At 67.1% G+C, this 24,424-nt stretch carries 25 protein-coding genes; 13 read left to right on the top strand and 12 right to left on the bottom strand.

Annotated elements, in window-relative coordinates; all coding sequences use genetic code 11:
* The first annotated feature begins 26 nt into the window (after positions 1-26).
* A complete protein-coding gene (locus tag NJ1_RS14590) occupies positions 27-314 on the top strand; it encodes a hypothetical protein (protein WP_067693430.1) in 288 nt (95 codons plus the stop codon).
* A gap of 625 nt (positions 315-939) precedes the next feature.
* On the opposite strand, the gene NJ1_RS14585 is transcribed toward NJ1_RS14590, so the two are convergent.
* Positions 940-1,701: a thioesterase II family protein gene (locus tag NJ1_RS14585; protein WP_067693427.1), complete on the bottom strand. Its 762-nt coding sequence runs from the start codon at positions 1,699-1,701 to the stop codon at positions 940-942.
* A gap of 34 nt (positions 1,702-1,735) precedes the next feature.
* On the opposite strand from NJ1_RS14585, the gene NJ1_RS14580 reads away from it, so the two are divergent.
* Entirely contained in the window at positions 1,736-3,130 is a 1,395-nt protein-coding gene (locus NJ1_RS14580; protein WP_245717389.1) for a CoA transferase, read from the top strand.
* Between the two features lie 156 nt (positions 3,131-3,286).
* Complete coding sequence (locus tag NJ1_RS14575; RefSeq protein WP_422615754.1) at positions 3,287-4,891, top strand: MFS transporter; 1,605 nt, start codon at positions 3,287-3,289, stop codon at positions 4,889-4,891.
* Positions 4,892-4,915: 24 nt separating this feature from the next.
* Here NJ1_RS14575 and NJ1_RS14570 read toward each other — a convergent pair whose 3' ends face one another.
* Positions 4,916-5,488, bottom strand: coding sequence for a TetR/AcrR family transcriptional regulator (locus tag NJ1_RS14570; protein ID WP_067693424.1), 573 nt, complete (start codon positions 5,486-5,488; stop codon positions 4,916-4,918).
* Between the two features lie 105 nt (positions 5,489-5,593).
* Here NJ1_RS14570 and NJ1_RS14565 point away from each other — a divergent pair, with 105 nt between their 5' ends.
* Genes NJ1_RS14565 through NJ1_RS14555 form a run of 3 tightly spaced genes read left to right on the top strand, consistent with a single transcriptional unit; the run spans position 5,594 to position 8,780 of the window.
* Positions 5,594-6,811 (top strand): FAD-dependent monooxygenase, encoded by a 1,218-nt coding sequence (locus NJ1_RS14565; protein WP_067693421.1) that lies wholly within the window; start codon positions 5,594-5,596, stop codon positions 6,809-6,811.
* Between the two features lie 29 nt (positions 6,812-6,840).
* On the top strand, positions 6,841-7,884 hold the full coding sequence (locus tag NJ1_RS14560) for a nucleoside hydrolase (RefSeq protein WP_157573974.1): 1,044 nt from the start codon (positions 6,841-6,843) through the stop codon (positions 7,882-7,884).
* On the top strand, positions 7,881-8,780 hold the full coding sequence (locus tag NJ1_RS14555) for an amidohydrolase family protein (RefSeq protein WP_067693414.1): 900 nt from the start codon (positions 7,881-7,883) through the stop codon (positions 8,778-8,780). Before NJ1_RS14560 ends, NJ1_RS14555 begins: the two co-directional genes overlap by 4 nt.
* Before the next feature lie 76 nt (positions 8,781-8,856).
* Here NJ1_RS14555 and NJ1_RS14550 read toward each other — a convergent pair whose 3' ends face one another.
* From NJ1_RS14550 to NJ1_RS14535, 4 genes are read right to left on the bottom strand one after another with little or no spacing between them, the layout of a single operon-like run.
* Complete coding sequence (locus NJ1_RS14550; RefSeq protein ID WP_067693411.1) at positions 8,857-9,228, bottom strand: hypothetical protein; 372 nt, start codon at positions 9,226-9,228, stop codon at positions 8,857-8,859.
* Between the two features lie 24 nt (positions 9,229-9,252).
* Positions 9,253-9,732 (bottom strand): roadblock/LC7 domain-containing protein, encoded by a 480-nt coding sequence (locus NJ1_RS14545; RefSeq protein WP_245717387.1) that lies wholly within the window; start codon positions 9,730-9,732, stop codon positions 9,253-9,255.
* Positions 9,729-10,532: a hypothetical protein gene (locus NJ1_RS14540; RefSeq protein ID WP_067693408.1), complete on the bottom strand. Its 804-nt coding sequence runs from the start codon at positions 10,530-10,532 to the stop codon at positions 9,729-9,731. The genes NJ1_RS14545 and NJ1_RS14540 overlap by 4 nt, the downstream gene beginning before the upstream one ends.
* Positions 10,522-10,914, bottom strand: coding sequence for a hypothetical protein (locus tag NJ1_RS14535; protein WP_067693405.1), 393 nt, complete (start codon positions 10,912-10,914; stop codon positions 10,522-10,524). Before NJ1_RS14535 ends, NJ1_RS14540 begins: the two co-directional genes overlap by 11 nt.
* 765 nt (positions 10,915-11,679) lie before the next feature.
* On the opposite strand from NJ1_RS14535, the gene NJ1_RS14525 reads away from it, so the two are divergent.
* Positions 11,680-12,420, top strand: coding sequence for an alpha/beta fold hydrolase (locus tag NJ1_RS14525; protein WP_067693400.1), 741 nt, complete (start codon positions 11,680-11,682; stop codon positions 12,418-12,420).
* Here the strand turns inward: NJ1_RS14525 and NJ1_RS14520 are convergent.
* Entirely contained in the window at positions 12,413-12,856 is a 444-nt protein-coding gene (locus tag NJ1_RS14520) for a hypothetical protein (RefSeq protein ID WP_084478195.1), read from the bottom strand. The genes NJ1_RS14525 and NJ1_RS14520 overlap by 8 nt on opposite strands.
* A gap of 222 nt (positions 12,857-13,078) precedes the next feature.
* Here NJ1_RS14520 and NJ1_RS14515 point away from each other — a divergent pair, with 222 nt between their 5' ends.
* Entirely contained in the window at positions 13,079-13,522 is a 444-nt protein-coding gene (locus NJ1_RS14515; RefSeq protein ID WP_067693396.1) for an SRPBCC family protein, read from the top strand.
* 50 nt (positions 13,523-13,572) lie between these two features.
* Positions 13,573-13,809, top strand: coding sequence for a hypothetical protein (locus tag NJ1_RS14510; protein WP_157573963.1), 237 nt, complete (start codon positions 13,573-13,575; stop codon positions 13,807-13,809).
* A gap of 174 nt (positions 13,810-13,983) precedes the next feature.
* Here the strand turns inward: NJ1_RS14510 and meaB are convergent, their stop codons facing one another.
* Genes meaB through NJ1_RS14495 form a run of 3 tightly spaced genes read right to left on the bottom strand, consistent with a single transcriptional unit; the run spans position 13,984 to position 19,105 of the window.
* A complete protein-coding gene (gene meaB, locus NJ1_RS14505) occupies positions 13,984-14,985 on the bottom strand; it encodes a methylmalonyl Co-A mutase-associated GTPase MeaB (RefSeq protein WP_067693391.1) in 1,002 nt (333 codons plus the stop codon).
* Positions 14,982-17,243, bottom strand: a complete 2,262-nt coding sequence (scpA, locus tag NJ1_RS14500) for a methylmalonyl-CoA mutase (RefSeq protein WP_067693388.1) — start codon at positions 17,241-17,243, stop codon at positions 14,982-14,984. The genes meaB and scpA overlap by 4 nt, the downstream gene beginning before the upstream one ends.
* A 2-nt stretch (positions 17,244-17,245) precedes the next feature.
* Complete coding sequence (locus NJ1_RS14495; protein WP_067693385.1) at positions 17,246-19,105, bottom strand: methylmalonyl-CoA mutase family protein; 1,860 nt, start codon at positions 19,103-19,105, stop codon at positions 17,246-17,248.
* 170 nt (positions 19,106-19,275) lie between these two features.
* Here NJ1_RS14495 and NJ1_RS14490 point away from each other — a divergent pair, with 170 nt between their 5' ends.
* The 4 genes from NJ1_RS14490 (at position 19,276) to NJ1_RS14475 (ending at position 22,483) form a co-directional block, all read left to right on the top strand.
* A complete protein-coding gene (locus NJ1_RS14490; RefSeq protein ID WP_245717386.1) occupies positions 19,276-20,031 on the top strand; it encodes a TVP38/TMEM64 family protein in 756 nt (251 codons plus the stop codon).
* On the top strand, positions 20,028-20,546 hold the full coding sequence (locus NJ1_RS14485) for a GNAT family N-acetyltransferase (protein ID WP_169813135.1): 519 nt from the start codon (positions 20,028-20,030) through the stop codon (positions 20,544-20,546). The genes NJ1_RS14490 and NJ1_RS14485 overlap by 4 nt, the downstream gene beginning before the upstream one ends.
* A gap of 176 nt (positions 20,547-20,722) precedes the next feature.
* Positions 20,723-21,316, top strand: coding sequence for a hypothetical protein (locus NJ1_RS14480; protein WP_067693379.1), 594 nt, complete (start codon positions 20,723-20,725; stop codon positions 21,314-21,316).
* A gap of 693 nt (positions 21,317-22,009) precedes the next feature.
* Positions 22,010-22,483 (top strand): hypothetical protein, encoded by a 474-nt coding sequence (locus NJ1_RS14475; protein ID WP_067693376.1) that lies wholly within the window; start codon positions 22,010-22,012, stop codon positions 22,481-22,483.
* Between the two features lie 123 nt (positions 22,484-22,606).
* Here the strand turns inward: NJ1_RS14475 and NJ1_RS14470 are convergent, their stop codons facing one another.
* Both NJ1_RS14470 and NJ1_RS14465 read right to left on the bottom strand, forming a co-directional pair.
* Entirely contained in the window at positions 22,607-22,978 is a 372-nt protein-coding gene (locus tag NJ1_RS14470) for a hypothetical protein (protein WP_157573962.1), read from the bottom strand.
* A 291-nt stretch (positions 22,979-23,269) separates the two neighbouring features.
* On the bottom strand, positions 23,270-24,382 hold the full coding sequence (locus NJ1_RS14465) for a hypothetical protein (RefSeq protein WP_067693369.1): 1,113 nt from the start codon (positions 24,380-24,382) through the stop codon (positions 23,270-23,272).
* Positions 24,383-24,424: the final 42 nt, after the last annotated feature.

Here is a 24,424-nt window from a genome sequence, read left to right as displayed (position 1 = left end):
GCACATGAGAGGAACCGCTCGTGAGCATGCTTCTCGCCCTACACGACACGTATTCGCATGTGGTCGCGCAGATCGGCAACCCGGCCCCGGAGGCTCCGCCCGCCGCCGACAAAGTGATGAAGGTGGGCCGCTACTTCACCTGGTTCACCATGCTGTCCGGCGTCACCGCCATCACCTACGGCGGCGGGCGGTTCGCGTGGGAGAAGTGGAGCGGAGGCCGTGTCGAATCACCGCAGATGGTCGCCGGAGCCATGATCGGCGGAGTCACCGCGACCAGCGCCGGAACCATCATGAACGCGATAGTCGGCAGCTAGCCCTCGGTCCTGCACGCTATCGACATCCGCTCGGAGACCGAGGACGGGCGTCCTCCAACGCCTATCGACCGAACTCCTCGGCCTTCCGCTGGCTGTGGCGACCCCGAGAGCAATGCAGGGCCCATGACCGCTACACCGAAACCGTTCATGCGTCGCGCAGGCACCGGGCTTGCGGTACCGCGCGGTACATGACCGCGACGCGTCAGGAGTCCACCAGCATGGCGAAATATAGGCAACCGCGCGTGTTCAGATACATCTGCCTGATGTCGGAATGCGCGTTCTTCGCATCGGAAGTCCTTCGTGCCATCCCGCGACCGCTTCGCATCGGGCGTCCAGGATCACGGACAGAACAGAACAGAACGGCATCCTGAAGGCCGCGAGGGACTGACCGGGCAACAAACCTGTCAGACGCGTTTCATGTCCGAACGCCCCCATATTCTTCGGACCTTGACCGAGGCGCGGCGCGAATATCGCCGGATCACGCCAGAAGTCGCACGCGGAACCTAGCTGTCACATCGCCGAGACGCGAAAACCGCTGCCGCGAGCTGATTTCCACGGCCAGCGGGGCGGCCCGGCAGAGTGCGACGGCCGCCCCGATCGACCAGGCCAGTGTGCGGATCACCAACTAGGCCAGCGTGCTGATCACCAAATTGCCCACGGCCGCGATGTTCTCGGGCTCGTCGATGTAGAAGTGCCCGCCGGGGAAGGTCGCGGTGGCGAACTCGGCAGCGGTGTAGGCGCTCCACTCGGACGCTTGATCGACGCTCATCGTGGGGTCGGCCGTGGCGGCCAGGACGCTGATCGGTGTCTCGAGGGGCGCTCCGGGAAGGTGCCGGTACGTCTCCACCGCTTGATAGTCCGCACGGACGGCGGGCAGGACCAGTTCCGCCAGACCGGGTTCGGTCCGGAGGATGCCGATGGGCGCGGGATCGTTCGCCAGGCGCTCCAGGTCCGCGATCAGCCCCTCGTCCGATCCGGTGTGCAGCCGCCCCGGTTCCTCGAAAGACGGTGCGGGGCGGGCGGAGACGAAGAGGTGCTCGAGCGGACGACCCGAGTCTTCGAGCCGCCGAGCGGTTTCGTAGGCGACGGTGGCGCCCATGCTGTGACCGAACAGCGCAAGCCGGACCTTCTGGGGCCAGCCCCGCAGGTCGGCCGCGACGTGTTCGGCGAGCTCGGTCAGCTCGGTGACGGCGGGATCACCGAGGCGATCCTGCCGCGCCGGATACTGCACACCGAAAACCGCTGTGCCGGAACCGAACCGCTGCGCCAGTGCGCGGTAGTTGGTGACCGAGCCGCCACCGGGCGGGAAGCACACCAGCACGCGCTGCGGTGCGGGGTCGGCGCGCAGTTCGCGCAGCCAGGCCGTGCCGGTGAGATTTGCCACCACGAGGCGGCCTCCTTCGAATATTAGGGTCGTGGTCGTGGATACGTACGCAACACTGGTCGGCGACTACGAGTCCGGGGTCGGGGTCACCCGATCGAGTATGCCCGCCGTCGATCCGGGGGCGAATCTGGCCGCGACGCTTCCGGTCTGGGCCCTCGCGGGCGGTTCCGTGGCGGCGTTCGCGGCCGCGGCGGACCGCCGCCGCGTCGCACACGGTTTGTCTCCGCTGGAAAGCGTCGTGGACCCGGCCCGCGTGACCGCGTCGTTCTCCAGTGAGCGATTGTTTCGAATCGGCCACGACAAGCCGGAAGCCTTCGCAGAACTGTCCGGATTCTTTCGCAGTGCGGACGCATGGATGCGGACGCATGCGAACTATTCGCACCATCGTGCGCGGTTGCTGGCGGCGCTGGAACTGCCCGCCGACGCGACCCGGGACACCGCTATCGCCCGCATCGCGGAATTGCCCGGAGACGAGATCGAGCGGCGAGCTCAGGCCCACGGCGCGATTGCGGTGCGGGTGCGCACCGAGCAGGAGTGGGCGGCCGGTCCCGCGGGTCGCGCCGCGGCCTCCGGCCCACTCGTCGAGATCACGCCGAGGGATGCCGCGACGCGCCGATCCCCTACTGCCGCAATATCGGAGGCGGCGGCCCTGGCCACCCAGATGTTGCCCTTGCGCGGGGTACGCGTACTGGATATGACGCGAGTGATCGCCGGTCCGGTCGCGACCCGGGCGCTCGCGCTGCTCGGCGCCGATGTGCTGCGGATCGATCCGCCCCAGTTGCCCGAGATCAGCTGGCAGTTTCTCGACACCTGTCAGGGGAAGCGGTCGGCCCTACTCGATTTACGTACCCGACTCGCTGTTTTTCATGAATTGATCAGCGGCGCAGACATACTCATCACAGGTTACCGACCGGGCGTTTTGGAACGGCTCGGTGTGCACCCCGAAATAATCAACCCGGGAATTGTTCACGGTCGAGTTTCTGCCTGGGGCGAGCACGGCCCATGGGGTGATCGCCGAGGTTTCGACAGCATCGTACAGGCCGCATCCGGAATATCACTGATCGAAGGCGCGCAGCACAATTCCACGGGTGAACCCTCCGCCGGAGCGCTCCCCGCACAGGCCCTGGATCACGGTAGCGGCTATCTGCTCGCCGCCGGCGTCATGGACGCGCTCACCGCGACCGAGTCCGACGGCATCGGGCGAGATGTGCGGGTCGCTCTGGCTCGCACCGGATCCTGGCTGCTCGGAGCCGCGGGTCGTACACCGGATCATCCCACGTCCACGCTACCCGACCTGGCTTTCACCGTGACTCACGATGGTGTCACAACTGCCGCCCCCGCGCTCACCGAGTACCCCGACCATCCGTGGCCCGCACCGCCGTACGGCTCCGGTGAGCCGCTCTGGACGCCCCGCCCGGGAGTCGACAGTTAGCTGTGTGTAGAAATGCACGCACACCCGTAAGTACACCGACACACACTCGCAACCACTTTGGCGAATATCGCGAATTACGTTCGTACAAACGGTATTCGAGCCGTTAATAGATGAGATCCTGAAACCGACATCATTATTGCCAACACTTCTGCCGGCATGCAGATGGAGGACTTCATCGTGGACTCACCAACCCCCCTGCTTTCCGCTGCCCGAGGTGGCGGCGCTGTTTCGGTGGGACGGCGGGAGTGGACGGGTTTAGCTGTCCTGGCACTCGCGTGTCTGGTGTACTCGATGGACCTGACCGTCTTGCACCTCGCTGTCCCGCAGATCAGCGCCGAACTTCGCCCCACCAGTTCCCAATTGCTGTGGATCATCGACGTCTACGGCTTCCTGGTGGCCGGGCTGCTGCTCACCATGGGCACGATCGGCGACCGGATCGGGCGCCGACGACTATTGATGACCGGCGCGGCGGCCTTCGCGGCGGTCTCGATCATCGCCGCGTTCGCGCCCTCCGCCCCGGTCCTGATCGGGTGCCGAGCATTGCTCGGCATCGCCGGTGCAACCCTCGCACCCTCCACGCTGTCGTTGATATTCACCATGTTTCGCGACCCCGCACAGCGCTCGATCGCCGTCGGAGTGTGGGTCGGCTCCTACTCCGTCGGTGGTTCGGTCGGCCCGCTGGCGGGCGGTCTGATGCTCGAGCACTTCTGGTGGGGGTCGGTGTTCCTGCTCGCCGTGCCGGTCATGGTGCTGCTGTTGATCCTCGCGCCCCGGGTGCTGCCCGAGTTCCGCGACCCGGACGCGGGCCGGCTGGATCTGATCAGCGCCGCGATGTGCACCGGCGCAGTGCTTCTGGTGGTCTTCGGCATGAAGAAGGTCGCCCAGGACGGCCCGGGTGTGCTGGCCCTCTCGGCGCTGGCGACCGGCTTGGCCATCGGCGGGTTGTTCGTCCGGCGGCAGCTCACCGCCCAGGAACCGATGCTGGATCTGCGTCTGTTCCGGCTCGGCAGTTTTCGCACCGCGCTCGGCATCAATATGATCGCCATCTTCGTGTCGTTCGGATACTTCCTGTTCGTCGGCCAGTATTTCCAGCTGGTGCTGGGCATGTCGCCGCTGCGGGCCGGAATCGCCACCATCCCCGCGGGTTTGGGGTTCATGATCGGTTCTCAGCTGGGTCCGCGGATCGTGAAGCTGGTGCGTCCGGCCTATCTGATCGGGGCGGGCATGGCGATGGCCTCGGCCGGACTGCTGCTGCTCACCCAGATTTCCGCGGAGGGCGGGGTCGGGCTGACCGTCGCCGCCTCGCTGCTGGTGTCGTTCGGACTCGCGCCGGTCTTCGGGATCACCACCGAACTCATCGTGGGCACGGCACCGCAGGAGCAGACCGGGGCGGCCTCGGGCCTGTCCGAGACCGGCGCGGAATTCGGTGGCGCGCTAGGAATCTCGATTCTGGGCAGCATCAGCATCGCCATCTATCGCAATCAGCTGGCTGACCTTCCCGCCGGGCTCGGCGAGCAGGACGCACACAGTGCGCGCGACACCCTGGGCGCGGCAATCGAAGTCGCGGACAACCTACAGGGAACTCTCGGGCAGTCCCTCGCCGCTGCGGCCAAGCACGCGTTCCTCACCGGTATGCACCTGACCTCGGCCATCGCGGCCGGCGCCGCGCTCCTGCTGGCGCTGCTCGCGGTGCTGCGACTACGGCACATCCCGGCGGGACTCACCCAGCCGGTCGGCTCGCCGAACCACCCGCCGCACTGAGCCATCCGGGCCATCCGGCGGCGCTCACATGCCGCGGATGGCCTGTATCGCGATAGCCAGGTCGTCGCCGTCGAGCAGTTCCGCGGTCGGTCCGATGAGCGACTGCATAGCCAGTCCCTGGAACATCACGAAGATCAGCTTCGCCACCGCGTGCGCCTGCTCGCTGGTCAGGTCCGGATGCACCTGCCGCACGGTGGTCCCGATGTCGTCGTACGCGCGCCCCGTCGCCTCGCCCATGAAGAGCTGAGCCTCGGGGTTGCGCGCGACGTTCACTCCGTTCTCCGCACTCAGCAGCAGTGCCTCCCGGTTCTGCTGCACGATGTCGGCCATGCCGTTCCAGGTCGCGGCGATCGACTCCCACAGGGAGCGCCCCTCCCCCGCGTCCTTGATGGCTCTGTCCATGTGGTCGCCGATCTCGGTGCCCACGCCTTCGGTGAGCGCCTCCATCACCAGTAGGTCCTTGGACCCGAAGTGATAGCCGATGGCCGCGAGGCTGACACCCGCCGCGTTCGCGATGTCGCGTGCGGTCACCTTGGCCAAACCGCGTTCCAGGATCGCCTGCCGCGCACCGGTCAACAAGTCTTCTCGGTTTCCCATAAACGCACCGTACCAGCGTCTTAGACATTTGTACTAGACAGGGGTGCGACCCATGTGTTAGACATTTGTCTTAGACGGACGTACTTCACCAAACAGGGAGTTACCATGAGCACCACCTCCACCCTCCGCATCCTGGTCGCCGGCGGCGGCATCGCCGGTAACGCCGTTGCGCTGCAGCTGCTTCGGGCCGGCGTCGCCACCACCGTCGTCGAGCGGGCCGACGCTCCCCGGCCGGGCGGACAGGCGGTCGACCTGCGCAGCGCCAGCCGCGAGGTCGCCGAGCGCATGGGCCTGATGGAGGGCATCGCAAAGTTCCAGCTCCACGAGGAGGGCCTCAATCTGGTCGACCGCAAGGGCAAGGACGTCTACCGGATGCCCGCCGACATGTTCGAGGGCAAGGGTCCGGTCGCCGAAATCGAGATCACCCGAGGCGATTTGAACGAGGTGCTGCTCACCGAGATCGTGTCGGTCTCCGAGCGGCTCGACTACCGCTACGGCGAGTGGATCACCGACTTGACCCAGGACGAGTCCGGCGTGGCGGTCACCTTCGCCTCCGGCGGCACCGAGCGCTTCGATCTGGTCATCGGCGCGGACGGCGTGCACTCGGCAACCCGCCGCATGGCCTTCGGTCCGGAGGAGGAGTTCGGCACCTACCTCGGCGGCTACATGTCCTTCTTCACCATCCCCACCCCGAAGGACGGCATCACCCCCGGCTGGATGACCATGCACCCGGTTCCGCGCGCCTCGGTCGGCATCCGGCCCGACGGCGATCCGGTCACCTCCAAGGCGATCATCACGCTGCGCTGCGACAAGGATCCGGCGCTGCGCCGCGATGTGGCCGCGCAGAAGCAGCTGATCTCCGACATGCTCGCCAAGGCCGGCTGGCACGCGGACTACGTCCTCGAGGCGATGGCCACCACCCCGGACTTCTACTTCGACGAGCTCGAGCGCGTCGATATGCCGACGCTGAACGCGGGCCGGGTCACGCTGCTGGGCGACGCCGGCTTCTGCGGCTCCCCCATGACCGGTATGGGCACCGCGATGGCGCTGGTCGGCGCGTACATCCTGGCCGGCGAGATCGCTTCCAGCCCGGATGATCTCACCGCCGCGCTGGCGCGCTACGAGGCCGCGATCGTGCCGTTCCTGGACAAGGCCAAGGAGCTGCCGGGCGGTGGCCTCAAGATGATGCTGCCCACCACCGAGTTCGGCCTCAAGGCCGCCCTCACCATGGGCAAGATGATGACTCTCAAGCCCTTCCGCCCGATCATGATGAAGATGCTCGAGCAGACCTCGGACTACGTCCTGCCGACCTACCGGGCATGACACCCGGTTACTCTCGATCGGTGCCGCAGATGATCATCATGGACGTCGATACCGGCATCGACGATTCCCTGGCCCTGCTCTATCTGCTCGCCTCCCCCGAGGCCGAGATCGCCGGGATCGCCGCCACCGCGGGCAATGTGCCCGCGGCCCAGGTGGCGGCGAACAACCTGGCCTGGCTGGACGTGTGCCGAGCGCCGCAGATCGAGGTGGCGCTCGGGGCGGCGGAGCCGCTCGCGATCCCGCTGCGGACCACCGAGGACACCCACGGCCCCCAGGGCGTCGGATACGCGGAGCTGCCGCCGTCCGCACGCCGCCTGTCCGAGCGATCCGCCGCGCGGCTGTGGGTCGATCTGGTCCGCGAGCATCCGGGCGAGATCGTCGGACTGTGCACCGGACCGCTCACCAATCTCGCACTGGCGCTTCGGATCGAGCCGCGGCTGCCGCAGCTGCTGGGGCGACTGGTGATCATGGGCGGGGCGTTCAACCATCCGGGCAACACCACGCCCACCAACGAGTGGAACGTGCACGTCGATCCGGAGGCCGCCAAGGAGGTCTTCGACGCGTTCTCCGCCGCGCCCGCGGATCGGCGGCCGCTGGTGTGCGCGCTCGACATCACCGAGACCATCGAGATGCGGCCCGAGCACGTGGCGCTGCTGGCCGAGCGGGCCGGGAGCACGCCGATCGAACTGGTGTCCGCCGCCGACGGCCCCGAGATGCGTTCGGCGGCAAGCAATCCGATCATCCGGTACTTCACCGACGCGGTGCGCTTCTACTTCGACTTCCACCTGCAGTACGACCAGGGCTATCTCGCGCACATGCACGATCCGTTCGCGGCGGCGATCGCCCTGGATCCGGGGCTGGCGATCACCAAGCCCGCGACGGTGGACGTGGAGCTGGCCGGGACCATCACCCGGGCCACCACGGTCGCGGACTGGGCGGGCATGTGGGGCCGGGAACCCAACGCGGACATCGTGATCGGGACCGATCCGCAGGAGTTCTTCGAGCGGATGATCAGCCGAGTCGGCGACTTCGCGCGTGCGGTGTACCCGGAATCTCCGGGGCGGTCCCGGTGACCGGCGAGCCCGACAGCTACGTCGCGGAGTTCCGGGAGCGGCTGGGCCTGCCCGGAATCATCGACATCCACACGCATTTCATGCCCGAGGCGGTGATGCGCAAGGTGTGGGACTACTTCGACTCGGCCGGTCCGCTGATCGGCCGGGCCTGGCCGATCTCCTACCGCGACGAGGAACAGGTACGACTGAAGACGCTGCGCGAGTTCGGGGTTCGCGCCTTCACCTCACTGGTGTATCCGCACAAGCCGGAGATGGCGGCCTGGCTCAACACCTGGACAGCGCAATTCGCCGCCCGCACCCCCGACTGCCTGCACACCGCGACCTTCTTCCCCGAGCCGAGCGCGGGCGAGTACGTCGCGACGGCGCTGGAGTCCGGCGCACGGATCTTCAAGGTGCACGTGCAAGTCGGGCAGTTCGATCCCGGCGACCCGCTGCTCACCCCGGTGTGGGGGCAGTTGCAGGACGCGGGGATTCCGGCGCTGGTGCACTGCGGTTCGAGTCCGAAGGGCAACCGGTTCACCGGCCCCGAGCCGATCGAGGCACTGCTGCGACGGTTTCCGCGACTGCGCGTCATCGTCGCGCACATGGGCGCGCCCGAGTACCGGGAATTCCTGGACATCGCCGACGCCCATGAGAGTGTCCTGCTGGACACCACCATGAACTTCACCGACTTCTTCGAGGCCGAGGATCCCTTCCCCACCGCCGAACTGGGTCGCGTGCGCGACCTCGGCGATCGGATCCTCTTCGGCAGCGATTTCCCCAATATCCCCTACTCGTACGGCCATGCCGTACACGCGCTGGAACGACTGGAGCTGGGCGACGACTGGCTTCGCAATGTCTTGCACCACAACGCGGTACGGGTCTTCGCTCTCGATCAGCCCGACGCCGCCGCGTGACCGATGAGCAGGAGACGGGGCCGGGAACGACGTCTGTCCGGACCCGGCTCCGTGTCGGAGTCCGCGGATACGCGGATCACACCTCCAGATCCTCCTCGATGCTCTTGAGCCGGTGCCGCGCCAGGGCGAGATTGGCACGGCCCCGGTCCAGCGCCAGATAGAGGAATAGCCCCTTGGACTTCCGGCCGGTCATCGGCCGGATGATGTGGTACTGGCCCGACAGGGTGATCAGGATGTCCTCGATCTCGTCCTTGAGCCCGAGTTGCTCCATGGTGCGCATCTTCGCGCGCACCACCTCGGTGTTGCCCGCGGCGGCGACCGTCAGATCCAGGGCCTTGGAGCTGCCGAGGTGTCCCAGTGCCATACCGCTGTTGAAGTCCACGACCGCGGCGCCGACCGCGCCGTCGACCACCATCATGTCCTTCAGTGCCACATCCATATTCGACATGTCGATCCTTTCATCGTGATTTCCTCATTCGGACTTCCGGGCTTGGTCGTTCCGAAGGCTGTTGACCGCCGCGGTCAGATGGTCCGCGATGGCCCGCGCCACCGGACGCGATTCCAGGTGCAGCCGGCCGACATTCGCCTCCGGGCCGGCCAGGACTGTGAGCGAGGCGGTCCAGCCCGCGGCGTAGATCACCACGTGGCCGCCGCTGCCGCGCACCACCACCTCGTGGAAGCCGCCCTCGTGTGCGGTGATCGCGAGGCGGTGCGACAGGGACAGGTGCGAGGCCGTGATCGCGGCCATGCCGGTTGGTTCGATATGTGAGGGCAGATCGTTCGCGATCAGCAGCCCGTCGGTGGATGCGACCAGCGCACCGGTCAACTGGGGCACCCGGGCGCGCAACGCCTTCAGTTCCGCCAGCACCAGTACGTTCGGATCTGGTCCGGACATCGGCACCTTGGTCAACCTTCCCATCAGTTCGCGGAGCCCTTTCTTCCGTGCGGTCACGCAAGCCCCTCCAGGGCTGCTCGCACTCGGACGAGTACATCGGGGTCGACCGGCTGCCAGCGATCCGCGGCCGGGACCGACAGGACCGGGCGTTGGCGACGGCGCAGGGGCGGAGTGGGTCCGGTGGCCACCGAGGCCACCGACTCGACGACCGGATCGCCCGCCGCGATCGACATCGGAGACGGCGGCTCGATGAGCCCGGCGGCGGTCAGATCCCGGACCGCCACCAGGCAGCCGTAGGTGGTGCGGCCCAGATCGCGGGCGATGGTCGCGACGTTGCGGCGGCCGTCGGCGGCGGCGAGCACCTCGGTCTGACCGCCGGTGAGCGCCAACCGCTTTCGGCGGATTCGCCGGACCGGAACGACGGGGGCGCGGTCGACAAGTTCCGCGGGCCAGGGCCCGGACTGCGGATCACCTCGGCGGGCGAACTCCCGAACCAGGGCGTGCGGCGGGATATGACAGACCGGTGCCAGCCAGTGCGGCGGCGCGGGCCGGAACTCGAGCTTCGAGGAGGAGGACAGCAGGAAGTAGGCGGCGTCGTACACCGAGAGCACCGCGAGGGTCTCCAGCCTCGGACGCGTCAAAAGCGCACCGGCGTCACCGGTTTCGGCCTTGCGCCAGTCCTCGGCGGTGAGCACACCGGCTTCGACGGCGAGCCGGTCCAGCGCGATGGTGCGGCGGCAGTCGGCCGAGGTGATCGTTCCCTCCGTGAGGTGGAATGCGCCGTCTCCCGCCCGGAGCACTCCGGTGAGCCGTTCGGACTCCAGGCGCTGTAGTTCGGCTTCGAGTTCACCGCTCATGGCCGTCCTCAGCGAATTCGGCGAGAATTCCGCGCAATTGGAAGCGCGCCATCGCCAGATTGCCGCTGTCGTCGTCGAACAGGACGTGCACGAAAAGACGGCCGTCGAAGTCGCCGTCCACCAGATTCAGCAGGTGAAAGCCGCGCGTGCTGCCGACGATGATCTCGGTGATGTCGTCGCCGTCGCGGCCGGTGGAGAGTGCGGGACAGGCCAGGACCGCGCGCAGGACGTCGGTCGTGGTCGCCGCGTCCTCGTGTTCATCGACCAGATCGTGTTGGCCGGCTCCGGCTATCGCCAGACCGCTGGCCCCGTCGACCAGGGTCACGCTGCGTGCGCCGGGTATTTCCATGATCCGTTCGAGACATCCGTCGATACCGAGCACCGCGCCACCGCTTGTCTTCCGAGAGTTACAGCGTTCGAGACATTCAACATTCGAGAGTTACCGCATCCGACGTCATTTCAGGAGTTCAGCGATCCCGACGCTACACACGGGCAACGGGCGGTGTGAAGCGAATGCGGGAGAATTCCGGATAGTTGCTGTGGTGTCCGGATTCCGCTGATTACCCTGGGCCCTAGCGCTTTTCGGCGCTATCGGGTATCACGGGATTTGAATACCAACAGGTATTTATTTTTCGCGGGAAAACCAATACCCCGGATCGACTCGATGCCTGGTCGGACGCGGTCGCGCGGCTGGTGCGAGGGTGCGTGGCGGTGACCAGCGCGAGCAAGTCCGCGCTCTCGAAATCGGCGTCGACCATGCCCCGACGCAGAGCAAGTAACAATGGGTTGCCAGAGCCGGGTTCGAGCTTGTGTCCGGCTTCTCTTTTGTCGACTGGAGTCAGCGCATGTGTGCGGCGGTGGCGCGAAGGATCACCGGTACGGGGAAATGTCGTGTGGCCTCACTGAACCGCGTTCGACCGGCACGGAGTGCGTAAAGGCGTCGACGCGACGCCGATCGTGATGGCCGGAGTTGCTGGAACTCGGCGAATGTCCGCAGCGCCTGATTCACGACGCCCGTGCTGGAACCGACTGCCGCGGCGCGCAAACCGAGCGCGACCGCGATGGCTTCGACATCGCCCATCACCCCCATTGCCACCGGAACCCGTTGTCACCGAGTATTTTCGATCGAGTGGAGCACACACGTGACATGCGGCCTCTCACGATTCGCGAGGAAGGCACGGGCACACCGGTGGTGTTCGTCCACGGCGGGGCGGGTCCGAAGTCGACGTGGACGGGACTGAACGCCCTGTCCGAACGCTGGCGACTGATGTTCGTGTACCGGCGGGGATTCGGCACGAGCCCGGCGACAATCGGCCGGGGCCAGGACTTCCAGGTCGACGCCGAGGATCTCAGTCGAATCTTCCAGGCTCACCACCCCCATGTGGTCGCCCACTCCTATGGCGTTCTCGGCACCCTTTTCGCCGCCGCGAGCGCTCCCGACACGGTCCGCTCCCTGACCCTCATCGAGCCGCCCCTCTACTTCCTCGCACCCGACGACCGCGACATCGCCCGGCTCGAACGCGTCGGAGACGCCGTACTCACCCACGGCCCCGACACCGACCCGGCCATCCTCCGCGAATTCCTCACCCTCTCAGGCGCCCCCAACGCGGGCCACGACTCCGCCTCCGACGCCGCCGTCCGCAGAGCCTGGCACGGCCGCCTCCCCGGCGAAGCCCACCCCGACCTCGCCCCGTTGCGCGCGACCCCCACCCTCATCGCCTCCGGTGGACACTCCCCCGCCCTCGAGAAGATCTCCGACCTACTCGCCGAATCCCTCGCCGCCGAACGCCTCATCGCACCCGGCGCGGGCCATTTCGTCGCGGCCGCACCGGGTTTCGCCGACCGGCTGGACCGGTTCTTGACCACGGCGACCTCCGGGCTCAGTTGAGCCGCAGCGTCGCCACCAGCCCGCGGATGTAGTGCACGCGTTGTTCGGTGTCGATTATCTGCGATGGATTGCTGATCGGGAGTTGAGTGGCATGGTAGAAATTCGGACCTTGGACGCTCACCTGCATGAAGCCCTGGGTCGTCTGCTCCTTGATCAGCAGGAACAGTAGGCCCAGAAAGCACACCGGGAAGAACAGGATCGCGAAGATGATGGCGTAGGCGGGAATTCGCTGGATCGTGGTGGTCTGGTTGGTGCAGATCCAGGTGGAGCCGATCATCGGGTATCTGCCGGTCGGGATGAGCACATCGGTGGGAGTGCAGGCGATATCGCCGACAGCGACGAGAATCGGATCCGGCATGATCGGCGCAGGTCCGGTATGCGCGCCGGACATCATCATCGGTTGGTGCGGAAACCCCTCGGCCACCCCGTCGTTCATGTTCTCCCCTTCCCCAGGAGATCGTCACGCTACCCCGAAGATCATCCGGACCCGAACCGCCGGCGTGCCGAGCTAGCGACGAATCGTGCCACGTTCGCCGAGTCCGAACCACCGCGCAGGTGTTGCGCCACTTCGCTGTTCACGATCGAGGACAAGGTCTACTATGACGTGTAGTAGGCGATTCGGGGTGGATGCCGGGTCGACATCCGAGGGGAGTTCGGAATGGAAACGATCGTCGTCGAGAGGGTCATCGCCGCACCGGCGTCGGAGGTGTTCGAGTGGCTCGCCGACTCGAGCAACTACACGCGGTCGTCCGTGGTCCTGCGTTCGAGGTTGGCTCGCACGGGGGAAGGCGCCGACTACGGGGTCGGCGCGGTCCGCGTTTTGACGTGGGTGATCGGCTGGTTCCGGGAGCGGATCACCGGATACGACGCGCCACACGAGTTCACCTATGTGGTGGAGCGCAGCATCCCGCCCTCACGCCACGAGGGCGGAGGGCTCACGTTCACGGGAGTCGCGGGCGGCACCCGGGTCGTGTGGACCACCCGCGCCGAGATGGCCGTGCCGATTCTGGCAGGTCCGCTGACCCGGCTGCTGGTGAAACCCGTTGTGAGGTACTCCTTCACGAAGGTGCTTGCCGCCGCCGAGGCCGCACTCACCCGCTGAGACGGGCGTGCGCACGGGCGAGGATACTGGCAGCACACGGGAGGTGGAGCGTGGCTCGGTACCAGATCTGGAAAGTGCACGCCTGCGAGTTCTGCGACGGCGAGCAGCAGCCACTCGGCGACGAGCACGCGTCGGTCGAAGCAGCCGAGGCCGCAGCCGCCACCGACGCGGGCTGCCCGCTGGCGTGGCAGTCGCTACGTGGCGAGAACGACGTGCCACTGTGGGCGGACGCCGATGACGGAATCTGGACCTACCAGGTGCGCGCCGCGGCCGAACCGCCCGAGTAGACGAGGCACGGGTCAGCCCACCCGCCTCACGAGTTACGCCGCGCCCCTTCGATCATCGCCTTGCACTCTGGCCTGCGCGGACAGTGATGGGGCCGACAGTTCAGGGCTGGACGAACGCCCGGATGCCGGTACGGCGTGGTTCCGAGGGGTCCACGCCGTACCGGGCGATGCCGATCAGTGCGTATCGAACGCGGTCAGAATCTCCTCGGCCGCCAGGGCCGGAGTGAGCGAACCGTCGCGCACCTGCTTCTCGATCTGCGCGCGCACCGATTTCACCGACGGATTGTCGGTCAACCGGCGCAGCAGACTGTCGTGCACCATCGTCCAGGTCCAGTCGACCTGCTGCCGGCGGCGCTTCTCCGCGAACTCACCCGCATCGGTGAGCACCTGTCGGTGGGTCAGCACCGTATCCCAGAACTTGTCCAGCCCTTGGCCGTTGAGCCCGCTCATGGTGAGAACCGGTGGGTGCCAGAGCGAATCGCGCGGATGGATCAGCCGCATCGCCCCCGACAGCTCCCGCGCCGCGGCTTTGGCCTCGAGCTCGTGCCTGCCGTCGGCCTTGTTCACCGCGACCAGGTCGGCCAGCTCCAGCACGCCCTTCTTGATGCCCTGCAACTGATCTCCGGTGCGAGCGAGCGTGAGGAAGCAGAACACGTCGACCATATTGGCGACGGTGACCTCCGACTGCCCGACGCCGACCGTCTCCACCAGGATCACGTCGTAGCCCGCGGCCTCCATCAGCACGATGGTCTCCCGCGTCGCCTTGGCGACGCCGCCGAGGGTTCCGGCCGTCGGGGACGGCCGGATGTAGGCGTCCCGTTCCACCGAGAGCCGAGCCATCCGCGTCTTGTCTCCGAGAATGGACCCACCGGTCCGCGTGGAGGACGGATCCACCGCCAGCACCGCGACCCGATGCCCCTGCCGGATCAGATCCATGCCGAGCGCGTCGATGAAGGTCGACTTGCCCACGCCGGGAACGCCGGTGATGCCCACCCGGTTCGACACCGCCTGTTCCGCCTCGGGAGTCAGTTTCAGCAGCAACTGCTGAGCCTGTTCCCGATGGTCGGCGCGCGTGGATTCGACCAGGGTGATCGCGCGCCCGAGGGCGGCCCGCTCGTTGTTGCGGACCGCCGTCGCGAGCGCGTCGACGTCGATGACCCGCTTGGTAGGGGTCATTCGGCGTTGTCCGTGCCGCCGATCTCGTACCCGAGTTCGACCGCCAGCTTCTGGATCAGATCGATGGCGGCGTCGGCGATCACGGTGCCCGGACCGAAGATGCCCGCGGCGCCTGCCGCGTACAACTCGTCGTAGTCGCCGGGCGGGATGACACCGCCGACGGTGACCATGATGTCGGGACGACCGACCTCGGCCAGCGCCTGGCGCAGCGCGGGCACCAGCGTGAGGTGACCGGCCGCGAGCGAGGACACACCGACCACGTGCACGTCGTTGTCCGCCGCCTGCTGGGCCACCTCTTCGGGGGTCTGGAACAGCGGGCCCACATCGACGTCCATGCCCAGGTCGGCGAACGCGGTGGCGATCACCTTCTGGCCGCGGTCGTGCCCGTCCTGACCCATCTTGGCGATCAGGATGCGGGGACGGCGGCCTTCGGCCTCGGCGAACTCCTCGACCAGCGCGATGGCCCTGCTGATGTTGGACACCTTGCCGGCCTCCTCGCGGTACACGCCCGAGAGCGTGCGGATTTCGGCCTGGTGACGGCCGTAGACCTTCTCCAGCGCGTCGGAGATCTCACCGACGGTGGCCTTGTGCCGGGCGGCGTTGATGGCCAGCGCCATCAGGTTGTTCTCCATACCGCCCTCGGACGAGGCCGCGGCACGGGTCAATTCGGCCAGTGCCTGTTCCACGGCGGCCGAATCACGCTCGGCGCGAAGACGTTCGAGCTTGGCGTTCTGCTCGGCGCGCACCCGGGAGTTCTCGACCTTGAGGACCTCGATGGGCTGATCCTCTTCGGCCTGATACTTGTTGACGCCGATGACGGCCTGCTGGCCGGTGTCGATGCGCGCCTGAGTGCGGGCGGCGGCCTCCTCGATGCGCAGCTTCGGGATGCCTTCCGAGATCGCCTGCGCCATACCGCCGTGCGCCTCCACCTCGGCGATGTGGGCGCGGGCCCGTTCGGCGAGCTGGTGGGTGAGCCATTCGACGTAGTACGAGCCGCCCCACGGGTCGATCGGCCGAGTCGTGTTGGACTCCTGCTGAATCAGCAGCTGGGTGTTGCGCGCGATGCGAGCGGAGAAGTCCGTCGGCAGAGCGAGCGCCTCGTCCAGCGCGTTGGTGTGCAGCGACTGGGTGTGCCCCTGGGTCGCGGCCATGGCCTCGACACAGGTGCGCGAGACATTGTTGAACACGTCCTGCGCGGTCAGGGACCAGCCCGAGGTCTGCGAATGCGTGCGCAGGGACAGCGATTTCGCGCTCTTGGGCTCGAACTTGGCGACCAGCTCGCTCCAGAGCAGCCGTCCCGCACGGAGTTTGGCGACCTCCATGAAGAAGTTCATGCCGATCGCCCAGAAGAAGGACAGGCGCGGTGCGAACTTGTCGACCTCCATGCCCGCCTCGATACCGGCCTTGATGTACTCCACGCCGTCGGCGAGGGTGTACGCCAGCTCCAGGTCGGCGGTGGCTCCCGCTTCCTGAATGTGGTAACCGGAGATGGAGATCGAGTTGAACTTCGGCATGTTCGAGGAGGTGAAGGCGAAGATGTCGGAGATGATCCGCATCGACGGCTTCGGCGGGTAGATGTAGGTGTTGCGGACCATGAACTCCTTCAGAATGTCGTTCTGAATGGTTCCGGCCAGCTGCTCGGGCTTGACGCCCTGCTCCTCGGCGGCCACGACGTACAGCGCCAGGATCGGCAGCACCGCACCGTTCATGGTCATCGACACCGACACCTGATCCAGCGGAATCTGATCGAACAGCTCCCGCATGTCCAGGATCGAGTCGATGGCGACACCGGCCATGCCGACGTCACCGGTGACGCGCGGGTGATCGGAGTCGTAGCCACGGTGCGTGGCCAGGTCGAACGCGACCGACAGACCCTTCTGACCGGCCTGCAGATTGCGGCGGTAGAAGGCGTTCGAGTCCGCGGCGGTGGAGAAGCCCGCGTACTGGCGAATGGTCCACGGCTGGTTCACGTACATGGTCGGGTACGGACCGCGCAGGAACGGGGCCAGGCCGGGCACGCTGTCGAGGGGGTAGCCCTCGGCCACGATGGCGTCGCGGTCGGCCTTGGTGAACACCGGCGGCACGTCGATGCCCTCGGGCGTGGACCAGGTGAGCTGTTCGGGCGCATAGTGATTCGCGGCGGCGGCCTCCTTGACGAAGGCGTCGACCTGCGCGGCCTCGACGGGCGCGGTGACCGCGGCGTCGTCGGCCAGCGGAACCTCGGCGAAATTGCCGATCAGATGCTTGATATCGCTCATCGTTACGCTCCCAGCTTTTCCAGCAGGCCGGACAGACCAGTCACCGCATCCATCCGAGCGGCCAGGAATCCGTCGGGGCGCTGTGCACCCGTCAGGTCCGCGACCGCCTTCTCGGGTCCGGCGAGCAGCACGGTGGTGACACCGGCCGCGCGCAGGGCGTCCACGGCCGCACCGGCTTCGGCGCCGTAGCGCTTGTCCGCGCCACACAGCACCGCGACGCTGACGCCGGATTCCGTTGCCGCCGCGCCTATCGCGTCGAGCGCCAGGGCGCCCGGGTGGATCGACTCGATGCCGCCGGAGGCGAGCAGGTTCGCGGTGAAGGTCACTCGAATATTGTTCTCCGACACCGGACCCAGCGGAACCAGCAGGGCCTTGGGTCGTGCGCCGTTGGCGTTCAGGAACACGTCGGAGCGGTTGCGCAGCGCCTCGAAGGCCGCGCCGTAGCGGGCGATCGGCGCGGGCACGCGGGCCGCGTCGGAGAGCGGCTCCTCGCCCAGATTCGGGAATTCGTTGACGCCGGTGACGGCCGTCTTGCGGTGCGCAACATCGGAATCGCGCTTCGCGCGGGTCTCGGCGATGCGCTCGGCGAGCAGACCCGCCTGCAGCGCTTCGAGGTAGCCGCCCGCCGCCTCGATCTCCTGCATGAACTCCCACGCCTTGGCGGCGAGGGCGTCGGTGAGCGATTCGACGAACCAGGAACCCGCGCTCGGGTCCTGCACGTGACCCAGGTGCGACTCCTCGAGCAGCAGCAGCTGGGTGTTGCGGGCCATGCGCTCGGTGAAGCCCTTGGAGACACCGAGTTCCCCGGCGGGGAGGGCGTCGTCGAACGGCAGCACGGTGACGATGTCCGCGCCGCCGACGCCCGCGCCGAACGCGGCGAGGGTGGTGCGCAGCATGTTCACCCACGGATCACGCTGGGTCATCATGGCCGGTGAGGTGATGGCCTGCTGGGGCGCGTTGCCGAATTCGGCGGCGCCGCACACCTGTGCCACGCGCGACCAGAGTCGCCGTGCGGCACGGAATTTCGCGATGGTCTCGAACTGATCGTCGGTGGCGGCGAACCGGAATTCCAGCTGACCCAGCGCATCGGCGATGTCGGCGCCCGCGCCGGTCAGCGAGCGCAGGTACTCGAGGCCCGCGGCGACGGCCGCACCCAGTTCCTGCGCGTCGGACGCGCCCGCGTTGTGAAAGGCCACGCCGCACACGGTGATCGCGCGGATGGTCTCGGGGCGGGCCACGGCCTGCTGGGCGAGCGCGACGGCGCCGTCCAGGTCCAGTGCGGAGGATCCGGCGAACAGGCTCGTCAGCGGGGTGGCGCCGAGCGAGACTCGGATGCCGGTGCGGTCCGGGACGGTGTAGCCGTCCAGCACCGAGAACAGCTGCGCGGCGGCCTCGGGCGCGGCCGGGCCGGCGTCGAGGGTCAGCGGGGCCAGCTCGAAGAGCAGACCCTTCACCGCGGCGGGCAGCTCCGCGACCGGGACGCCGCGCTCGGCGACGCCCAGCCAGATCGCGCTCACGCCGTTCTCCAGCGCGGCCAGGATGTCCTCGTTCACGGCCTTGCCGTCCGGGCCGCCGAAGCGCTGGCTCACGAACCAGCCGCGATGCACGTCGCGGGTGGCGTCGCCACCGCGGACGAACGGGAACCCACCCGGCAGCGGCTGCTCGGGCAGCTCGTCGCGGAGCGTGTAGAGAGGATTGACGGTCAGGCCGTCATAGGTCGAGACCGCGAGCAGCGTCTCCGGCTCGTCCGGCAGTTCGGAGGCGTCCACCCTGCGGGCCTTTGCCAGCACACCGGCGACTCCCTTGCGCCATGCGGCATACTCGGGCACGGGCCCGCTATCCGCGTCGGAAGCAATCGGCATAGCTGCTGTTTCCTTCTCCCACTCACTGGCCGAATGACCGTTTTGCTTAGCAAACGCACAGCTCAACAGCCATTTCGGTTAACGACCATTCATCGTCTTTCACCTGATGCTAGCGGCACGGGTGTGATCGCAGTTCCCTGAGTCTCACTACCAGCCGGTAACCTGGCGCCGTGCCAACAACAGTGCGCGCCCCGCTCGAGCGCCTCTCCGGGCAGCTCAGCCGCCTCCGTCAACCACGAGTTCTCGCGGTGCTGATCGTGTGCGTGGCACTGTTCGCGCTAGCCGTGTTCGCGCCGCATCCCGGGCCGCAACAGATCCGGGCGTGGGCCGATTCGGTGGGACCGCTGCTGCCCCTGGTCTTCTTCGCGCTGCACACCGTCGTGTGCATCGCGCCGTTCCCCCGCACCGTGTTCACCCTGAGCGCGGGCATGCTCTTCGGACCGGCACTCGGATTGTCCCTGGCCCTCGGAGCCACGACGCTCAGCGCGGTGCTCGCGCTTCTGATTGTCCGCGCCCTGGACCGAGACCGCGTATCGGCCAAGCTCACCCACCCCGCCGTCCGCGCCGTCGACGAACGCCTGGCCCGCCGCGGCTGGCTCGCCGTCGGCTCCCTGCGCCTGATCGCCTTCGCCCCCTTCGCGATCGTCAACTACTGCGCCGGCCTCTCCAAAGTCCGCATGACCCCATATCTCATCGCCACCTTCCTCGGCATCCTCCCCGGAACCGTGGGCACCGTCCTGCTGGGCGACGCCCTCACCAACCACACCTCCCCCGCACAACTGATCGTGACCGGGGTCTGCCTCGCCGTGGGTGTGCTCGGATTGATCATCGACGCCCGGATGCCCGTCGCAACGGACATCACACCGGAATCGGTGAATCGCTCAGCCCCGCTGACCACCACCGATCAGTCGAGGATTTCCTCGTGAGTGGCTCGGTGACCCTCAGATCATTGGCGGCTCATGATCCCGAACCGATCGCCGCGGCGTTCACCGCGTTGGGCTGGACCTCCAAACCCGTCGCGCAATTCCACGACTACCTCACCGAGCAGTCCGCGGGCACGCGCGTATGCCTGGTAGCCGAGCAGGACGGGACCTTCGCCGGGTACTGCACTCTGCTCTGGACGGCGGCCTACGAACCGTTCCGCAGCAACGGAATTCCCGAGATTCAGGATCTGAACGTACTGCCGCGGTACCGAAACCTCGGGATCGGCACCGCGCTCCTGGACGCGGTCGAGGCGACGGCGCGACAGCGCGGGAATCGGGTGGGTCTGGGCGTCGGTCTGTACTCGGATTACGGCCCCGCCCAGCGTCTCTACGTCCGGCGAGGGTACGTACCGGACGGGCGCGGAATCGTCTATGACGGCAGTCCGGTGGAGCCGGGCTCGACCATCAGCGTGGACGACGCGGCGGTACTCATGCTCATTCGCGAGTTTGCGATGTGAGCACCGCGGATCCGTTGTCCGTCTCCGAGCCAGCACGGTTGTCGCCGAACTCCGGTGGGGTCCGGTCCGCCACGGCAGTGGTGGCTGCGACGACGAATACGATTGCCTCTCAGCTCTTTCCGCCCCGAGCCCGGCGTCTCGTGGTCGACCGGTCGGGCTGATGGCAGGATGCAGGCGTGGGTGACTATTTCGAACGAATCATCGACCTCGACGTGACCTCGGCCGAGGCGGGTGCGCTGGCCGAGCACATGGTGGAGTGGATGGTGCAGCGGCGGTGGATCCTTCGGGAGACTTCGAGTGAGGCGATGTACAGCCTCGGCGTCGACGAGGGGTATCTGCCCGGCCCCCAGTGGTCCGAGATCACCCAGGAGTGGGGCGAGGATTGGATTCCCGCCCCCGTCGCTGTCATCGTCGGTCGCCACGCGCACTACTCCGGCCAGGGCGAGATCGAACCGGCCGCCGCGATCTGCCCACACTGCCAGGCCGGCACCGTCATCATCGACTACCCACAGCGGTGGGAAGCCGATCCCGCTGTATGGCAACCGTTCTCGGACGCGATCGAGGCCTGGAAGCACACCGGCGCCGGCGCCGCGACCTGCCCCGCCTGCACCATCGCGAGTCCCATCACCGCCTGGGGCTGGGCAGACGACTTCGCCCTGGGCACCCTTGCCGTCGACTTCTGGGGCTGGCCACCTCTCACCGAGGATTTCATCGCCGAGTTCGGCCGGCGGCTGGGGCATCGAATCGCACACCACACGGGCAAGTTCTGATTCGAGAGTCTTGTTCGGCGAATGAGACCGGCCTCAGACTCCACTTTCGGTACGAAATCGGCGGGAAACCACCAACTCTGCCTGCCTGGTGGAGGCTCAGGCCGGATCCTCCCCCACCTCGCGACCGGCTCACCCCGGAACGGCGGTCCAACTGCAGGTAACCGCACACACGGCAGTGGTCAGATCCGTACCGATCCGAGTTTCGCGCGGCTGGTCACCGGAGCAGACGACGACGGCGAGCGCGGATACCGCGATGAGCAGACCCATGTGGGCGGTCCGGAGTCGATGTGTCACCACCTCATCCTAGCGACGGCGCGGCTCGCCGCGCCCGCTGACGGATGCCCGTCAACGGAGTGGGCAGGGTGCTGTTCTCTCACTATCGTGGAGGGTCCGCAGTCACCGACTGCATCGAGAGGGGAACTCGATATGTCCGACAACACTTCTCGCAGGTTTCGGCCGCGACAGTTGCTGCGCCGTTTGAGGGGCGATACTCCGGGCCACACCGATCAGCGGACGGCTGGGCCTGTCCTCGGACAGCCGGAGGGTGCGACGGCCACCAGCCTGCCACTGCCGGAGTTCGAGGGGGATCTCCGGGACGAGTGTGTTCCTCCTCCGCTGAACACACCGTCCCGAAAGGTCTGCCCCCGACTGCCCGAATGGGTCTTCACGCTCAGTGGCTCGGAGTTGCAGGCGATGCTCGAGTACAGCGCACCTGCCGGTCCCGGGCGCGTGGCCGAGGGTGAGCGGAACAGTCCTGTCGCGGACTCCATTCCGCCTGCGGTGACGGTCGCGGACTATCTGGCGCATCGCCAGCGCTCGGTAGCGATTCGATTGATCATGCACAGCCCGCCCGAAACCCGGCCCCGGAGTGTGCTGGAATTCGTCGAGCGGTGTGACGCCGATCAACTGCGGGCCGCGTGGCACGGAATCGCCGGATCAGAGGCGCTGATCGCCACTGCCACAGCCGGTCCGCTGCCGGTGCTGGCGTTGGTCGCCGCGGAACTGCTCGATCGGGCGCATCGCTGGCAGGACCTCGCCGAGTTGGAACGAGCCGCCGAAAGCGCCGGATACCGGGCGCGGTGGATGTTCAGGAATTATGTGGCCTCGGGCGAACGCGATGCCGAGAACCCCGTCTGGATTTCCGATCGCATGGCACGGAATCGATGATTCGCGAGGCGATCTCCGGTCGGCGCGCGCCGACCGGAGATCGTTGTCACTGGGACTGCAGGTGGGGATCAGCTGTTCAGCGATCGACGGCCGGAAGAACTTTCGGGCATTCAGCTGATCGAATCAGCAGTGGGGCGTGTCGACGATCTTCAATTGGGTGAAGGGGTCTCCCCCGTAACCGCTGATGGAGCCGTTCGGGCCCGCGCAGGATTGGTAGTTGGTGGTGTCCTTCAGCAGGGCGGCATCGTCGTTCCTGGTGTTGACCACCGCGTAGGCGCCACGGCTGTTCGGCCCGAGGGTCTGCCAGTAGCCCTTGTCCTTGAACATGGCCGTGGGCTGGTGATTGTTGTACTGGCTCTTGGTCATATAGAAGCAGACATACGGGTATGGACACCCCTGCATGCTGTCTGCCGCGGCCTGCGGGGCATCCGTCACCGCGATCATGCCCAGTGCGAAAGCCAGCGCCGCAATGATGGAGGCAAATCTTCTCGTCATCGAATGATTCCTTTTCGCGCATAGTCCGACCGAGAAGCGCGCTTCCCTGTCGAACGGAGAAATCCGCAGCCGCCGGAAAAGACGTCACACCCGGCGATATTCCGAATACCGATGAGCACCGAGCAACTGCTTGGTGGAACCATAAGTGCACCAAGCCGTTTCGCCGCATAGCACGATCTTGCCAGCGAGCAATCTCACCGATTCACGACCGACTCGCTCCGATCGTGAGCCCGCTTTACGGCAAAAAGCTCACCGCGATCCCCCACGTCAGGAACGACGACCGACCCCGCACTACTGGTGGCGGTACGGCTCGGACGGTGTCCAGCCCTGCGGCGGCGGGCCTGGCGTGAATCCGCCCTGCACCGGGCCGGTCTGCGGGAATCCCGCCTGCGGGTACCCGTACTGCGGCATGCCGGGAGCTGCGGGGTTCGGTGCATTCCACTGCGGATTATGCGGAGCGACAGGCGAATACGGCGTCCGATAGCGGGGCTCGGAGGCAGTCGCCGCGAACGCGAGCCCCGTGACCAGCAGCGCGAGCACGGTAGCCGCGAGCAGCACCCAGAATCCGATCCCGAAATCGTCGAGCCGCACCGGACCGAACAGCTCTTGACTCACGGTGTCGAGCACGATCAACAACCCGGCCCCCAAAAGGAACGAGGCAGCGCCGGTGCTGAGCATTCGGCCGCGGCCGGTGAACGACATGACGGCGGCGACCACGAGCACGAGAACGCCGACGGCGAACGGCACGCCCACGAGTTGCGTCTTGTCGTCCACCCACCACAGCGAGATCGAGGGGCCGAAATTGTCGAGTTGGGAGAAGAACATGGCCGCGATCATCAGCCCCGCCAACAACAGCGACAGCACGCCGACCGCGATCTCGAGCCCGCCGGCACGCGGTGCGAGCGGCCTGCCATACCCGTCGCGGGGCGCGTAGGCGGTACCGGCGGCGCTACCGGACAGCACGAGCCCCAGCCCCACCGCAGCCACCGGTGTGGCCACGACCATGACCCAGAAACCGGGCCCCAAGGTCGTGGTGACCGAGTCGTCGGCGGTCATCGCCGCCGACCCCACGTCACCGACCATCGCCGCCGCTCCTCCGAATGCCATTGCCGCGCTGGTCACCTCGACCGCGCGCACCGCCCGGCGGCCCGCCCCGAGCCCGGCCAGCAGGAGCACTCCACCGAGAACGGCGACAACCGCCATCACGATCATGCCGATCCCGAGGAGCTGCTGGGTACCTGGCGCCGAACTGGTCGGATCGCCGGAAGTCCATGCGCCCCAAGCACTCTGGTACGGAAGGATACCCTGTCCGAAATCACCCTCGGACCGAAATTCGGCCAGATTCAGGAACGACCCGCCGACCGACAGCGCCGCGAGCACGAGCAGCAGCCCACCAGCAGTCATGTCCGCACCACGCGCGCTCGATCTATCCGGTGCGGTCGGCCC

The organism is Nocardia jejuensis NBRC 103114 (assembly GCF_001613145.1).
GTDB lineage: Bacteria > Actinomycetota > Actinomycetes > Mycobacteriales > Mycobacteriaceae > Nocardia > Nocardia jejuensis.
Note: the sequence above shows the minus strand (reverse complement) of the source record. Positions and strands in the feature narration are given on the sequence as shown.